Raw genomic sequence first — 14925 nt, forward strand, 5'->3', positions numbered from 1 at the left:
GAAGTTTTTGTGTTACAATAAACGATTTCAATCAAAATTAATGCAGGAGATGATTTTGGGATTGTTCAGTATGATTCAAAAACTTTTTAGTAAAGATGAGAACCGCTTTGCCCAAGACGCAGAGCAAAATATTAACAAAGAGCTTTTTTACAAAGTACTGGATACGGATACGGATCCATTGCTTTTTTTTACGAAAGAGAGCGGGTGGATCGGAGCAAATAAAGCTTTTTTTGATTTAGTACCGGTTCATAATATCGAGGAATTGCGGCATAATCATGAGAGTATCCGCGAGCTTTTCGACCATGAAGATGAAGAAGTTTTTACCGAATACGATAAAAGCTGGTTGGATTATCTGCGTACCCATTTCCCGAAAGGATACGGGTTGGGGATTGTCGATACGGCAGGAAAAATGCATGCGATGTCGGCAACCTCGACTTTGATACAAGAGGGGGGAACCGATCTCTATCTGCTTCGGTTGGAAGATCAAAGCAATCTTGTAGACCTAAAAGCCGAAGTGGTTAAGGTTGAACAGCTTAAAAGTAAATTTCTCGCCAATATCGGACATGAATTTCGGACCCCGATGAACGGTATTTTAGGTTTTGTCGAACTCCTTTCAAAAACGTCTCCTAGCGATACTCAGCTCGAATACATCCATTCGGTTCAAGGATCGGCGCGTAATCTGATGTCCAATATCGAAAATCTTCTCGATTTGGCCCAAATGCAAAACGGCCGATTAAATGTGAGTAAATCTGAATTTAACATTGTGGCTGAGATGGAAGAACTCGCTCGCGGAGCCGTTTCAATGGGAGGCGACAAAGGGGTCGGAATTTTATGTTTTATTGATCCTAAACTACCTACCTACGTTACCGGTGACATCCGTAAAATCAAACAAGTTATCAATAATCTCTTTAATAATGCATTGAAATTCACCCAAATCGGCGGACGTATTACGGTTGAGGTAAAATTGCTCAAACGTAATACGACAGGGACCTGTAATATCGGATTTAGTGTCAAAGACACCGGTAAGGGGATCAGTAAAGCAGAGATGAACAATATTACTCGCCCCTTTGTATCGGGGGATCATGCCGACAACCGTTTAGGGGTTGGGTTAAGTCTTTCCCATGGATTGATATCCTTGATGGGGGGAGAACTTAAAATTACCAGTGATGAGGGGAAAGGTTCTTCGTTTAGCTTTGCTCTGACGTTGGAAGGCTCATCCGATCATGCAATGCAGATGATCAATGCCCACAGTGTTAAGGTTGCATTGATCGATGAAAAGCGGCTTGATGACGCCAACCATCTCACGAACTATTTACGCAGTTTCGGCGTAAGTGTTACGAAAACGCAAATGATCGATGAAACGATTTTTGAAAATGCGGAAGTTGTCTATTTGATTGCGTCTCAGGAAAAAAGTGATTGGACAATGAGTCTATCAAGAATGAAGCGGGAGTGTAAAACCGTTCTTCTTTTAGATGAGCATGAACGGTTTCAGGCAAAAATGCTCCATGTTATCGATATCCCGCTCTCCAAACCGCTTCTGCCTACCTCTTTGTTGGATCATTTGATTAACGTTTTTGGTATTACGAAAGAAGCACCGGTAATGGCTCCGCAGATTCAACGAGGGGTTAGTGCTTTGGTTGTTGAAGACAATCTGATTAATCAACGTTTGATAAAATTGTTGCTCAAAGAGTACGGTATTAACGTTATTGCCGTTTCCAATGGAGATGAAGCGGTTGAAACATGTCGCGAGCATACATTCGATATTGTCTTTATGGATATTGATATGCCGATTAAAGACGGTATCTTGGCAACCCAAGAGATTAAAGCCGAAGAGGGCCCTGCACGGGTTGGACGTATGCCGATTATTGCGTTGACGGCATTGGCGATGGAAGGGGATCGAGAGTATATTTTAGGACGAGGATTGGATGATTATCTTTCTAAACCTCTTACCCGAGAAAAACTCGAATATGTTCTTCACAAATATTTGCACGTTAAAGTATAAGGAGCAGATACTATGGTCTATATCCAAGGTTTTGAACAAGAAAATGCCCATCTGATAGGGTTGCTCACGTCATGTTCCCATTTACATTCTGATCCGATGGTTTATACCGATCTCTCTGGGAGTCTGCTCGGTTCCAATGAGTTATTGATAGAACTGCTTAATGTCAAAGCATTGGAAGATATTGCCCCTATATCAACATGGTTTGATCCTCAGGGGGTGGACCTCTCCTATCTTCTCTCAAAATCGGGAGATTATCGAGGAAAAATTGGTGTCGGTGACATCAGTTATGATGTTTCGGTAAAATCAGAGGTGCTTTTACTGGAAAATATTTCGATTGTCGGAGTGGTTTTTCGAGATATATCGATTATTGAACGGGCTCGTGCGGCTGAGCGTTATTTTGAACAGTTCAAAAAGAAATTTTTGACCAATATCTCACATGAATTTCGTACCCCGATGAATGCTATTATCGGCTTTAGCGATCTTTTGAAAAACTCTCCCTTAAGCTCATGGCAGCAAGAGTATGTGGACATGACAAGCCGAAGTGCTCAATCGATGATGCGCAATATTGAAAATCTTTTGGAGATGATGCAAGTAGAGAGTGGAAGCGTTCATACCAATCTGGCATTATTCAACCCTCTTGAAGTGTACGAGAGCTTTTCACAACAATTTTGCGATCTTGCCTTATCCAAAGAGATCGGATTGATGTTCTTGATTGATCCCCATTTGCCAAAAACAATGATCGGGGATCAGGATAAGATCCTCTCCATTATGCGTAATCTCATCCAAAACGGTATTAAATTTACCGCTGATGGGGGACGTGTCCTTGTTGAAATCCTCATTGTTAAAGAGGAAGGGAATTTCGTTGAAGTTGAATACGCGGTAAGTGATACGGGGTGCGGTATTGAACAAGAGAAAATGAAAACGCTTCTTCGCCCGTTTGCTTCGGCTTGGGATAATCAGCGTCGCGGTAAAGACGGACTTGGGATCGGTTTGAGCTTGAGTCATAAATACGTGGATATGATGGATTCGCATTTGATGCTCGCATCGCAAAGCGGCAAGGGTTCACGATTCTCATTTCGGGTAACCCATCAGCTCAACGAAGAGGGGACATTCGATTTTGTGACAGGAACACGTGCGTGTATCTATACTGAAGGCCTCCAAGTCTCTACGCAAGGTGCATTGTTACTGAAATATCTTGAATTGTTCGATGTTCGGACCAAAGTGATCCACGATCTTATTACCACAACCTTGAATGAGAGTGATGTCCTCTTTATGGATGTTTCGCATATTTCGAAATCGCAAATCGATGCGATCAATGCAACCTATCCGACGTTAGGGGTTGTGCCGATCATGAAACTTGATTACGGAGAGCATGCGGATACATTAATCGATTCGGTCTCTTCCATCGTCACCTTACCGATACTTCCGAGTTCGTTGCATAAAACGTTAGCCGTTATCTGGAACCGGATGCCAAAAGAGTATATTTCCCGCTCGCCTGAGGCGCAAAGTGTCCCGAAAGCCGAAAATATTAAAATCTTAGTGGCAGAGGATAATCTTATCAACCTTAAATTGCTTGAAACTATTTTGCTTCAAGAACATTTCCGTGTGGTTGCGGTAGATAATGGACAGAAAGCGGTTGATAGTTATCTCAAAGAACATTTTGATCTGGTATTGATGGATATCGATATGCCGGTTATGGACGGGTTGATGGCAAACCGTCTTATCAAAGAGATTGATAAACGAGATTCCCGAGGGTTTGTGCCGGTTATCGCCTTAACCGCCCATGCATTGTTCGGTGATCGTGAACGGATTGTTGCGGCAGGATTGGATGCCCACTTAGCCAAACCGATCGATAAACATTTTCTTTTACAGACCATAGACCGTTATTTAAAAATTGCTCAACAAAAACGACAAAGCAACATCGTTTAATATTGATTATTTTTTGCGTACTATACTTGCAAATGTATTATAATGCCGAAATCAAATCCCTTTGAAAAATAGGGAAAACACAAGGATAGCAATGAAGCGATATTATGCCGCTTGGATTTTGGGTTTATTGTTGAGCGCGACGAGTGTATCAGCCGCTGTTTTAGCAACCGTTAACGGAGATGAAATTACCTCTGAAGAAGTGAATAAAGTATTGATGGAGGGGACTCAGGGTCGTTTTGATTCTTTGCCTGCCGATAAACAAAATGAATTGCGCCAACGAATTATCGAAGGAATGATTGCACAAGAACTTGTCTACGATGATGCAAAACGAACCGGAGTATTGGATTCGAAAGAGTACAAACAAGAATTGGAAAAACTGGTTGATCGTCTAAAAATTCAGCTCGCAGCAAAAGTATGGGAACAACAGCAGTTTGAAGCAATTAAAGTGGATGCCAAAGAGGTAAAAGCCTATTTTGATGCAAACCCGGAAGAATTTGTGGACAAAGAAAAAATCCGTGCTCGTCATATTTTGGTGAAAAGCGAAGCGGAAGCACAATCGATTATCAAAAGTATGAAAGCCCTCAGTGGGGAGAAACTCAAAACTGAGTTCATCACTCAAGCAAAATCCAAATCAACCGGACCGAGTGCGGCAAAAGGGGGTGACCTCGGTTACTTCCCACGCGGGCAAATGGTACCGTCATTTAACGATGCAGCTTTCGCGATGAAAGAGGGGACAATCTCTTCTACTCCGGTACAAAGTCAGTTTGGCTATCATGTTATTTATGTCGAAGATAAAAAAGCGGCGAAAAAACTCGGGTTTGATGATGTGAAAAACTTCATTGAGCAGCGTTTGAAAATGGATAAGTTTAAAGCGACGATGGAGAAAAAAATGTCTTCACTTCGCGAAAAAGCGAAAATCACCTACACAAAATAATCTTCATATTTCTATTTTCCCGTCATTCCGTGCTTGACACGGAATCCATCTTCCTATTCACCTTTTACCCACTGCTAAAATACTAATCACGGCAGATAACAAAAGATTTGTAAATCAAACCTCATCTTGCTATAATCCTTATATCATGTTAAAAAATACAAAATAATTATCCCTCGTTCCCACTCTCCGAGTGGGAACGCATACAAGTACTCGTACGGATAGAGTGACAGAAGAAGTGCTCCTTCTCAGGAGAGCGGGAACAAATTATTAGAGATTTAAATGCTTTACCTGATTTCAAAATGCCTGAAAAAAACGATAATGGAGCTTTAAAAAGCCATGGATAAACTAATAAGCAAAGGGCTTTATAGCGAATTACTAAATCGCCTCACAACATCAAAAGTGCTAATTATATCGACTCTAGCTGGTTATACAGAGATAAAATATCTCAAAAATGGCACTACCCAATATCTCACACTCACAACTTGTTCATATCCAAACTCGGATTTGACGATTAGGGAGTGTTCTTTTAGATTTGCAGATGTGGAACTTCCGCAAACGATATTTGATGCACAGGATTTGATTTATGATAGCACTGAAACTATCTACACAAAAGAGCCTCATGCACTACTAGATGAGATAGCCTATATCCACGATACAAGTTATAATCTACTCTATCACTACGAGCCAGATGCACAGTGTCAAGAGATCACCATATCAGCCCATACTAAAGATGGCAAACTCAAAAATTATAGATTAAGCTTTGAGCCTGATAGCGATGGAGTGCGAGTTGGTTTAAGTATCACTTCTAATGAGTTAAGTGGAGTCTTTATCTCCAAATCACTTGATAAGGAAAATCTAGTCCTAAGCTCAAGTTTTGATGATAAATATATTTATACGACTAAAGAGACTGACACAATAAGGGAAAATGGGGAGATTTCAAGGCTACATAGCCCAAATTGGGTAGAAGTCTATCATGCAAAAAAAGATGAACCCATAGCGTTTAGAGAAAATGAGGAGTGTTTTTTTATTAGTGGTGTAGGATTTTGGAGTGGTGGATTTACGATTTTGACTAGAGAACATTTTAATTTGATGGATAAAGAGGATAAGGAGAGATTTTTTGCTTATGGCGATGAGTTGGTCAGCCATCTTAATACCCTTTTTATCAATAAAAAATTTGACCACTCAAAAAGATATGAATTTACCGATGATGAAGATTGCCAAAAGCTAGTCGATAGCTTTACAGAAAGAGGTTATGAGGTAGAGAAAATCTACACAGAATATTCAGGCAATGGTTGGCCACCGCCGCTTTTTATCCACAAAGCATCAAAAGGAGATGAGGAGATCAAAATCGTCACCCATAACGACTGGGGGATGGAGGAGTATGTGGTAGATGTGGAATATGGAATGTGTGCGATGAAATAGAGTGAGTAAAAAAAAGGAGTAAATGGGGGTCAGGTATTCAATCTTCACTTTTTAGGTTGCACTGATTAAATACAAAAGATGGATCCCGTATCAAGTACGGGATGACGAGATGGGAACCGAATTAATTTCTGTCTATTGCGTTCAAATCTTCAAACGCTGCTTTCACACGATTAACCAATGTTTTTTGCCCGTCGCGAAGCCATTTACGAGGGTCATAATATTTTTTGTTCGGTTTATCTTCACCCTCTGGGTTTCCGATTTGCCCTTGGAGGTAATCTTTATACTTTTCGTAATAATCTTTCACCCCTTCCCATGTTGCCCATTGGGTATCGGTATCGATATTCATTTTGATAACCCCGTAGCTGATCGCTTCGCGGATTTCTGCGTGAGTTGATCCTGAACCGCCGTGGAATACGAAATTGACCGGTTTGTCCGATGCGGTGGCAAATTTTTCTTGGATGTATTTTTGGGAGTTGTCTAGGATGATCGGAGTGAGGACGACGTTACCCGGTTTATAAACGCCGTGAACGTTTCCGAATGATGCGGCGATCGTGAATCGGTTGCTTACTGCGCTGAGTTTTTCATAGGCGTAGGCGACATCTTCGGGTTGCGTGTAGAGGAGGGCGTTGTCGATATTGGTGTTGTCTACTCCGTCTTCTTCTCCTCCGGTCACACCGAGTTCGATTTCGAGCGTCATACCGATCTTGTCCATACGCTTCATATATTCAACACAGGTTGCGACGTTCTCTTCGAGTGATTCTTCGGAGAGGTCGAGCATATGAGAAGTGAAGAGTGGTTTGCCGTATTGAGCGAAGTGTTTTTCACCGGCATCGAGAAGTGCATCAATCCACGGGAGAAGGTGGCGCGCCGCATGGTCGGTATGGAGTATGACGGGAATGCCATAGGCTTCAGCCATCATATGGGTATGGATCGCTCCGCTGATAGCACCGACGATGGCCGCTTTTTCTTCTTCGTTGCTAAGCCCTTTACCGGCGTAGTAACTGGCTCCTCCATTTGAAAATTGGATAATAACAGGAGAGTTGACTACTTTTGCCGCTTCTAAAACTGCATTGATTGAATCGGTTCCCACAACATTGACCGCCGGAAGAGCATACCCTTCTTCTTTTGCAATTTCAAATAGTTTTTGAACATCATCACCGAAAAGCACTCCCGGTTTCATCACTTCTAAAATACGTTTGGACATTCTTTACCCCACAGTTAAAATTGACGATATTATACTCTTAGAGCAATAATGTTAGAATTAAAAGAAAAGGGAGTTGATTTTGGTCCGTTTCGGTTTTTCGCTTTTGATCGGGTGCAGTGTTCTTTACGCGGCCTCAGCTCCATTAGTATTTGATACCTTGGCTGACCCTCTCCAGAAAAGTACTGTTTCGATTGACAAACTGAGCCAAAAACCGGTTATGGAGCCGAATAAAGTAATATTACGAAACTTTTTGAGCAATGTTGATGCGACATTGAGCGTGGGAAGAGAACTCTCCGGATCCAAAGAGGTTGACAAAGAAATTTTGAATTCGTATCTGAGAGAGTTACGAGAATTGTCGCGTACGAAAGAATCCATCGATGATCTGTATCGTAAATCGTTACACATAGCTATGGACAAAAGTGATAAGAAAAGTTTTGAAGATTTGATTTCAGCACCGCTTGATCCTCTCCATCATCCTCGTATCCGTTCTGAAGTGATTGCATTTTACCAAAAAAATTATCCGTATCACGCGATTAAGTCCATTGAAGCATTGTGCGATGAGCAGGCACTGGAGCAAAAAAGTATTCAGGTTGCTATTGAACAAGAACAGGCGTATGAAGAACATTTGAGGATTTTAAAGCGCTCTGAAGTCTCCGGTGTTAAAAAAACTGCGCAAATCGGTTCGCGTAACAGTGTTATTCTCAGTGCAGAGTCCAATGGGGTAGGGGGATTTGAATTCGAAGCGGAAAATTTGAATCCCTATACCGTAACGATGAGTATTGATTTTGAGGCTCTTACGAATTTAAAAGCCTCTGGAAACCTTCCATTGTTCATAGAAGTACCCGGACGCAGTAAAAAAAGAGTTTTGGAACTCTCACGAATTTCTTCCGCGTTAGGAGTTGATTATCGCTCATCGTACGGATGGGTGAGGGGATCGGCTTTTGCAATCCATAAAGATGAGTACGTTTATAAACTCCCTTTTTTAAAAGGGGCTGATGTTCATATTTCGCAAGGATATCATGGGGAGACATCGCACAAAGGACTATCGGCGTATGCGGTTGATTTTCCGGTTCCGGTCGGGACGCCGATTTATGCCGCGCGCGAAGGGACCGTGGTGGGCTCAGAAGGGAGCAACAACCTTGGTGGGGGCAGTCCCGAATATCGTAAATTTGCCAATTATGTCATTATTGAGCACAGCGATGGGACAATGGGAAATTATTACCATTTGAAACAAGGCGGTGCTGTCGCGGTGATCGGACAAAAGGTTGCTAAAGGCGATTTGATCGGATATTCGGGAAATACGGGTTACAGCAGCGGGCCGCATTTGCATTTTAGTGTCAGTAAAGTAGATCCGGTTTCGATGCGCAGACCGATGAATTTGCCGATTAAAATGCAAACATTGCAAGGAATTGTCACTTTACCGCGTAAAGGCGATCAATATACGGTACAATAATTCCACAGATTATAACAACGGGGTTTTCACATGTTCGATACTGTCAAATCAAAAATTATTTTTACAACATTGCTTTTTAGTTTTTTAGGATTAGGGACAATCTATTGGTACTTAACGACAACGTTTCATGATTTTTCGAATGAGACGGCGAAGCGATCGCTTAATATGCTCAGCCAGTCGATTTTTCAAACCCTCACCGGCAGTATGCTTGCCGGTGACCCGGCAGTTGTCGCAGAAGCCATTGCTAATGCCCAAAAGATTGAGGGTATTGAAGCGCTAAAGGTTGAAAAATCACAAGCGGTTATTGACTTGCTCGCTCCTGAATCAAAATTTACCGAAGAGCCTCTTATTCGTGAAGTTTTTAAAAACAAAAAGTCTCAAGTGATCGAAAATACCAACGGTGCTCATACTATTCGTCTACTTCAGCCCCTTATCGCGGAAGATCGATGTTTGGCATGTCATACAAATATCCAGACGGGAGAAGTTTTAGGGGTAATGGATTTGGTCATTTCTTTAGAGAAAAATGATGAAGAAATCAGTAAAACCGAAACCATTTTGTTGATCGCGCTTAGCGTTGTCGTTATCGTTTTCGTCTCAGTCCTCAATATCTTCTTTGGAAAAGAAGTATTGACGCCACTTGAGGGTTTACGCAACCGCATTGGAGCGTTGGTCAGCGGAGATAAAGATTTAACCAAACGGCTTGAAGTGACGAAAAAAGATGAGTTCTCGCAAGCTGCTACGGCTGTAAACCGTTTTGTTTCGATGGTACAAGAGACGGTCAATGAGGTTAAAGAGCTTGGCCGTCAAAATTCAACCATTGCGACGACGATCACCGATGCGACGCAGGTTATATCAAGAGGGGTAGAACAAGAGCGTCAAATTGTCGAAGCAACGACCCAGAAAAGCCATTCCATTAAAGAGATTTTATCGGGAGCGATTGCCATATCAGAGCAAACACAACGCAATGTTGCCAACGCAAACGGTGAATTGGTCACCGCCAAAGATGCCTTGTCCCGTCTTGTCGGAGAGGTAGAAGGATACATTGAAAATGAGCAAGAGATGTCTTCTCAGTTGTTGTCTTTGCGTCAGGATGCAGATCAAGTGAAGAGTGTACTCGGGGTTATCAAAGATATTGCCGATCAAACCAACCTTTTGGCACTGAATGCTGCGATCGAAGCGGCGCGTGCGGGAGAACATGGACGCGGGTTTGCCGTTGTTGCCGATGAGGTACGAAAACTTGCGGAACGTACCCAAAAAAGCTTGACCGAAATCGAAATCAGTGTAGGAACGATTGTCCAAGCGATTAATGATGTCAGCGATAAAATGGGTGAAAATGCCCGAAATATGAACGATTTAACGGTCATATCGAATGAAGTAGAAGAAAAAATTTCGGCTACCTCTTCAGAGATGGAACGCTCTGTCTCAGTAGCGGAACGTTCTTATAATGATTCAGTCGAGGTTGTCGGTCATATCGAATGGATCATTGATAAAATTTCACAGATTAATGATGTTTCGGAATCGAATCGCCACAGTGTTGAGCAGATTGAAAATGATTCGAAACAGTTACTTGAAGTCGCCAATTCGCTCTCTGCTCGTATTAATGAGTTTAAGAGCTAAAAATTCCAAGCCAAAGAGCATCGTTAGAGGTTGATAAAACCTGATGCTTGGTGTGATGAGGAATAAAACAATAATCTCCTGCTACCAGGTTTAGTGCCTGATCATTGACTTGGAGGCAAGCCCTCCCGGTTAAAAGCAATACCCATTCATCTTGTTCTTGCTCATAGCGTTCTCCGGGGGTTTTAAGCCATGATCGAATTGATTCAATTTTGATCGAATGATTTTGAAAAAGAGTTGAAAATATTTCACTGTTTTCAGCGGGTTTGTCGTTGTGATAAAGGTTATTTACTATGATCAAGAATATCTCCTAAGTTAACGCGTGATATGATGTCACTATTATAAACCAACAGCAGAGAATTTATGAAAAACATTGTCTTAATCGGTTTTATGGGGGTCGGCAAAGGTTCCGTGGCACGAGAGATTGTCAAACAATCCAATCTGATTGCACTCGATACGGATGATATAATCGAAAGTATGGAAAACCGCCGTATCAAAAAAATCTTTGCCGAAGAGGGTGAAGAATATTTTCGTACATTGGAGCGTAAAGTGGCTCAGTGGCTCCAAAAAGAGGTCAAAGGGACGTTAATTTCTACCGGAGGCGGATTTTTCAAAGTACCGAATTTGAAAAAAATCGGGACAGTCGTCTATTTGTCCGCACCGTTTGAGACGATACACAATCGCATTCTCGAACATCCTGATGCCCAAAAGAAATTACGCAAACGCCCTTTATTTCAAGATATCGATAAAGCAATAAAGCTTTATGATGAACGCTCCGCTCTTTATAAGAAAGTAGCCGATATTGTGATCGATGTGAGTAATAAAGATATACCGGACATCGCAAAAGAGATTCTTAAAAAGGTTAAATGAGATGAAAAAAATATTTTTAATGCTATTGATGTGCGTCACAGTAATCTTCGCTGTTGAGATCAAGTGGGAAAAAGAATACTCAGCGGCGATCGCTAAATCAAAAGCGGCCCAAAAGCCGTTGATGTTTATTGTTTCAAATCATCATTGCCGTTTTTGTGTTCAGTTTGAAACTACAACGCTGAAAAATCCAAAAGTAGTGCAAAAACTCAATGCGGATTTTATCAGTGCGATCGTATATATAGATGAGAATCCACTTTTTCCACGTCAGTTAAATGTTCCGGGAACACCGGGGACATGGTTTTTGAAATCGGATGGCGAACCGATGTATCAACCTGTGATGGGGGCTGTTGAGAGTGAGCAGTTTCTCAATGCACTGGATATGGTCAAACAAGAATACAAAAAAAGTGCGGCGAGCAAGTAAAAAGGATATTAAATGACACTAATCCATACGAATGAATCCAATTTTGAGACAGTCTTTAACGAACTACTAGGGCGTGGAAAGATGGATATGGAGCATGTCTCTACAATCGTTAAAGGGCTTATCGATGAGATACGTTCCGATGGCGATGATGCTTTGATCCGACACATCTCAAAATTCGATCGATGGAGCCCTTCTTCTGGTACGGAGTTACGTATCGATACCAATGATATGAAGCGTGCGTATGAGGCACTGGACCCGGCACTGAAAGCGTCTTTGCACTTGGCGTATGATCGTATCCGTGTTTATCATGAAAAACAGCTTCCAAAAAGCTGGTTCGATACCGAAGCTAACGGGACGATTTTAGGACAGAAAGTAACTCCGGTTGATCGTGCCGGGCTTTATATCCCCGGAGGAAAAGCGGCCTATCCGAGTTCATTATTGATGAACGTTATTCCTGCTCAGGTGGCAGGGGTTGAGCACATCGTCGTAACAACACCGACTCCTGATAATGAACCGAATGAGCTTCTTTTGGCGGCGTGCCATCTGTGCGGTGTGAGCGAAGTGTTCAAAGTGGGTGGCGCTAGCGCGATTGCGGCAATGGCGTATGGAACGGCAACGATTCCAAAAGTAGATGTGATTACGGGTCCCGGTAATATTTTTGTTGCAACGGCAAAAAAAATGGTCTTTGGCGAAGTAAACATTGATATGATCGCAGGTCCGAGCGAAATCGGTGTACTGGCGGATGATTCGGCGAATCCTGTACACATCGCGATCGATCTGCTTTCTCAGGCAGAGCATGATGAGATGGCGAGCTCAATTTTGATTACCCCGTCACAAAAATTTGCGGATGCCTGTGCCCTCGAGATTGAAAATTGGCTCAAAAAACTTCCTCGTGAAGAGATTGCCCGTAAATCGATCGAAGAGCGCGCCGCTATTATTGTAACCGATTCGATGAAAGAAGCGGTGCGTTTGATGAACGAGATAGCACCTGAACATCTCGAAGTAGCGACGGACAACCCTTTTGCTTTATTGCCGTCCATCAAACATGCAGGGGCGATCTTTTTAGGCCATTATACCCCTGAAGCGATCGGAGATTACGTTGCAGGGCCGAATCATACTCTCCCTACCGGTGGGACAGCGAAATTCTACTCACCGCTTGGGGTTGAGAATTTTATGAAAAAATCCTCCATCATCTCATTTTCACGTCAAGCGATCAATGAAATCGGTGAGGCGTGTGCCCTTATCGCTCATACCGAAGGGCTGGGTGCACACGAAGCATCGGTTCGCTGCCGCCTCGACAAATAAATCTTTTTTATCCTTCTTTTCCCCTTTGCGGGAAACATTTCCAAACGGTTACATATCAAAAAGTTATAGCAAAAACGGGTCGCCTTTTAGTTTCGGTTAAACCTATTTTGGCTACTATCAACCCAGCAGAAATGCCGTTAAATGCCTGTAATCACGGCATCAAATAAAGATTATTCATGTTGCTTATGACATGAATGGCATTCACGTGAATCAGGAATAAGGAGAATATATGCAATTAGGTTTCTTAGTAGACCTTCGCCTATGTATGGGGTGTAAGGGCTGTGAGATCGCATGTAAAGTGGAGAACGAAGTTCCGCTTAGTACATGGCGTCTACGTGTCAAATATGTTGATGTAGGAACATTCCCGGAGACGAAGCGGACATTTACACCGCTTCGCTGTAATCATTGTGCCAATGCACCGTGTGAACGTATTTGTCCCGTGAGTGCATTGCACTATCTTGAAAACGGTATTGTTAATATCGATAAAGAGCGCTGCATCGGATGTGCGGGCTGTGTTATGGCCTGTCCGTACGGTGCGATCTACATTGATCCTCAAACACAAACAGCCGATAAATGTACCTACTGTGCGCACCGTGTCGCGAGTTCGATGATGCCATCGTGTGTTGTCGCTTGTCCGGTTGAGGCCAATATCTTCGGTGATTTGGATGATCCGATGTCGAACATCAGTAAATACATCCAATCACACCAAGGAAACGTCCAAGTACGTAAACCGGAAAAAGGGACATTCCCTCACCACTATTACGTCGGTGGCGGCAATGTAACACTCAACCCGTTGGCATCGTTCCGTGGTGAAGGTCACAACCTTTTCAATAATCTTAAACATCTCCCTATAGGAGGGCACTAATGGTACACGAAACAATAGCGGCAACAAACGCGGTTGTAGTTCTTGACGTTGCTCTTCCGGGTATCGTTTGGGGTTGGATTATTACGATGAATATGTGGGCAAAAAGTATTGGGACGGGGATTATTTTCCTTGGGTTTTATTTGCTTAAGAAACATCCTGAGCAAACAGCCTTTATCCGTTTTCCGATAGTTGCGATTTCGATTGTATTTATCCATATTTTCTTGTTTTTTACGGTCATCGATTTGCACCAAATGTTCCGTTTCTGGCATATTTTCTTCTATCCTCATTTGACATCGGCGATTACGATCGGTGCGTGGATGGCAACCGGTTTCGTAGGATTGTTGTTTGGTATGGCATACGCAATCTACCTGAAAAAAGATGAAGTTTTGTATGACAAGCTCCTCGGATGGACCGTACTTCTTGCTGTTCCTGTAACGTTGTATACAGCAGGATTGATGGCGCAGTCAACGGCGCGTGAGTTATGGCAAATGCCGACGGAATCGGCGCAAATGATCTTGGCGGCTCTCCTTGCAGGAACGGCCACGATGATTCTTCTCGGCGGTAATAAATTCTCCGATGCGGTTAAAAAAGATTTGGCAGTTGTTTTGGGACTTGCGGCAGCAGCAGCATTTATCCTCTACATGGCTGAACTTATTTTCGGATCGATGAAAGCGGAAGAAGTCGGGGCAACTCTCGAGTTTATTAAAGGCGGCGAATATACCGTAATGTTCTGGATTGGACAAGTAATGGCATTCTTGGTACCGATGGCATTGGTATGTTTGAGCTTGAAAAACCAATCGTACTATTTGTTAAAAATTGCCGCAGTGGTTGCACTGGTCGGTTTGTGGGTAACGAAACACGTGTGGTTGGTTATTCCTCAATTGTTAAATATGAGCTAAGAGGTAG

Annotated in this window: 13 protein-coding genes; 11 read left to right on the forward strand and 2 right to left on the reverse strand. The window is 42.6% G+C overall.

Annotated elements, in window-relative coordinates; genetic code table 11:
• Positions 1 to 40: 40 nt before the first annotated feature.
• From B649_RS03170 to B649_RS03185, 4 genes are all read left to right on the forward strand, one after another.
• Positions 41 to 2002 carry a response regulator gene (locus B649_RS03170; RefSeq protein ID WP_291750927.1) on the forward strand — a complete coding sequence of 654 codons (1962 nt, stop codon included), beginning with the start codon at positions 41 to 43 and terminating at the stop codon, positions 2000 to 2002.
• Between the two features lie 12 nt (positions 2003 to 2014).
• Positions 2015 to 3931: a response regulator gene (locus B649_RS03175; protein ID WP_015653062.1), complete on the forward strand. Its 1917-nt coding sequence runs from the start codon at positions 2015 to 2017 to the stop codon at positions 3929 to 3931.
• 91 nt (positions 3932 to 4022) lie between these two features.
• Positions 4023 to 4865 carry a peptidylprolyl isomerase gene (locus B649_RS03180; RefSeq protein ID WP_015653063.1) on the forward strand — a complete coding sequence of 281 codons (843 nt, stop codon included), beginning with the start codon at positions 4023 to 4025 and terminating at the stop codon, positions 4863 to 4865.
• A gap of 336 nt (positions 4866 to 5201) precedes the next feature.
• Positions 5202 to 6287: a hypothetical protein gene (locus tag B649_RS03185; protein ID WP_015653064.1), complete on the forward strand. Its 1086-nt coding sequence runs from the start codon at positions 5202 to 5204 to the stop codon at positions 6285 to 6287.
• Positions 6288 to 6408: 121 nt separating this feature from the next.
• On the opposite strand, the gene fbaA is transcribed toward B649_RS03185, so the two are convergent.
• Positions 6409 to 7491: a class II fructose-bisphosphate aldolase gene (fbaA, locus tag B649_RS03190; RefSeq protein WP_015653065.1), complete on the reverse strand. Its 1083-nt coding sequence runs from the start codon at positions 7489 to 7491 to the stop codon at positions 6409 to 6411.
• A gap of 79 nt (positions 7492 to 7570) precedes the next feature.
• Here fbaA and B649_RS12060 point away from each other — a divergent pair, with 79 nt between their 5' ends.
• The gene (locus B649_RS12060) at positions 7571 to 8944 is read left to right on the forward strand and encodes a M23 family metallopeptidase (RefSeq protein WP_015653066.1); all 1374 of its coding nucleotides are present in this window, start codon (positions 7571 to 7573) and stop codon (positions 8942 to 8944) included.
• A gap of 30 nt (positions 8945 to 8974) precedes the next feature.
• Positions 8975 to 10561: a methyl-accepting chemotaxis protein gene (locus tag B649_RS03200; protein ID WP_015653067.1), complete on the forward strand. Its 1587-nt coding sequence runs from the start codon at positions 8975 to 8977 to the stop codon at positions 10559 to 10561.
• On the opposite strand, the gene B649_RS03205 is transcribed toward B649_RS03200, so the two are convergent.
• Positions 10551 to 10859, reverse strand: a complete 309-nt coding sequence (locus tag B649_RS03205) for a cupin domain-containing protein (protein WP_015653068.1) — start codon at positions 10857 to 10859, stop codon at positions 10551 to 10553. The two genes, B649_RS03200 and B649_RS03205, sit on opposite strands and share 11 nt — an antisense overlap.
• Before the next feature lie 62 nt (positions 10860 to 10921).
• On the opposite strand from B649_RS03205, the gene B649_RS03210 reads away from it, so the two are divergent.
• The 5 genes from B649_RS03210 to nrfD all read left to right on the forward strand — a co-directional run bounded on the left by B649_RS03210 (position 10922) and on the right by nrfD (position 14918).
• The gene (locus B649_RS03210) at positions 10922 to 11428 is read left to right on the forward strand and encodes a shikimate kinase (RefSeq protein WP_015653069.1); all 507 of its coding nucleotides are present in this window, start codon (positions 10922 to 10924) and stop codon (positions 11426 to 11428) included.
• A 1-nt stretch (position 11429) separates the two neighbouring features.
• On the forward strand, positions 11430 to 11849 hold the full coding sequence (locus B649_RS03215; protein WP_015653070.1) for a thioredoxin family protein: 420 nt from the start codon (positions 11430 to 11432) through the stop codon (positions 11847 to 11849).
• Between the two features lie 12 nt (positions 11850 to 11861).
• Positions 11862 to 13154, forward strand: a complete 1293-nt coding sequence (gene hisD, locus B649_RS03220) for a histidinol dehydrogenase (RefSeq protein ID WP_015653071.1) — start codon at positions 11862 to 11864, stop codon at positions 13152 to 13154.
• A 229-nt stretch (positions 13155 to 13383) separates the two neighbouring features.
• A complete protein-coding gene (locus tag B649_RS03225; protein ID WP_015653072.1) occupies positions 13384 to 14019 on the forward strand; it encodes a 4Fe-4S dicluster domain-containing protein in 636 nt (211 codons plus the stop codon).
• Positions 14019 to 14918 (forward strand): NrfD/PsrC family molybdoenzyme membrane anchor subunit, encoded by a 900-nt coding sequence (gene nrfD / locus B649_RS03230; protein WP_015653073.1) that lies wholly within the window; start codon positions 14019 to 14021, stop codon positions 14916 to 14918. The genes B649_RS03225 and nrfD overlap by 1 nt, the downstream gene beginning before the upstream one ends.
• The last annotated feature ends 7 nt before the right edge of the window (positions 14919 to 14925 follow it).

Source organism: Candidatus Sulfuricurvum sp. RIFRC-1 (genome assembly GCF_000310245.1).
Lineage (GTDB): Bacteria > Campylobacterota > Campylobacteria > Campylobacterales > Sulfurimonadaceae > Sulfuricurvum.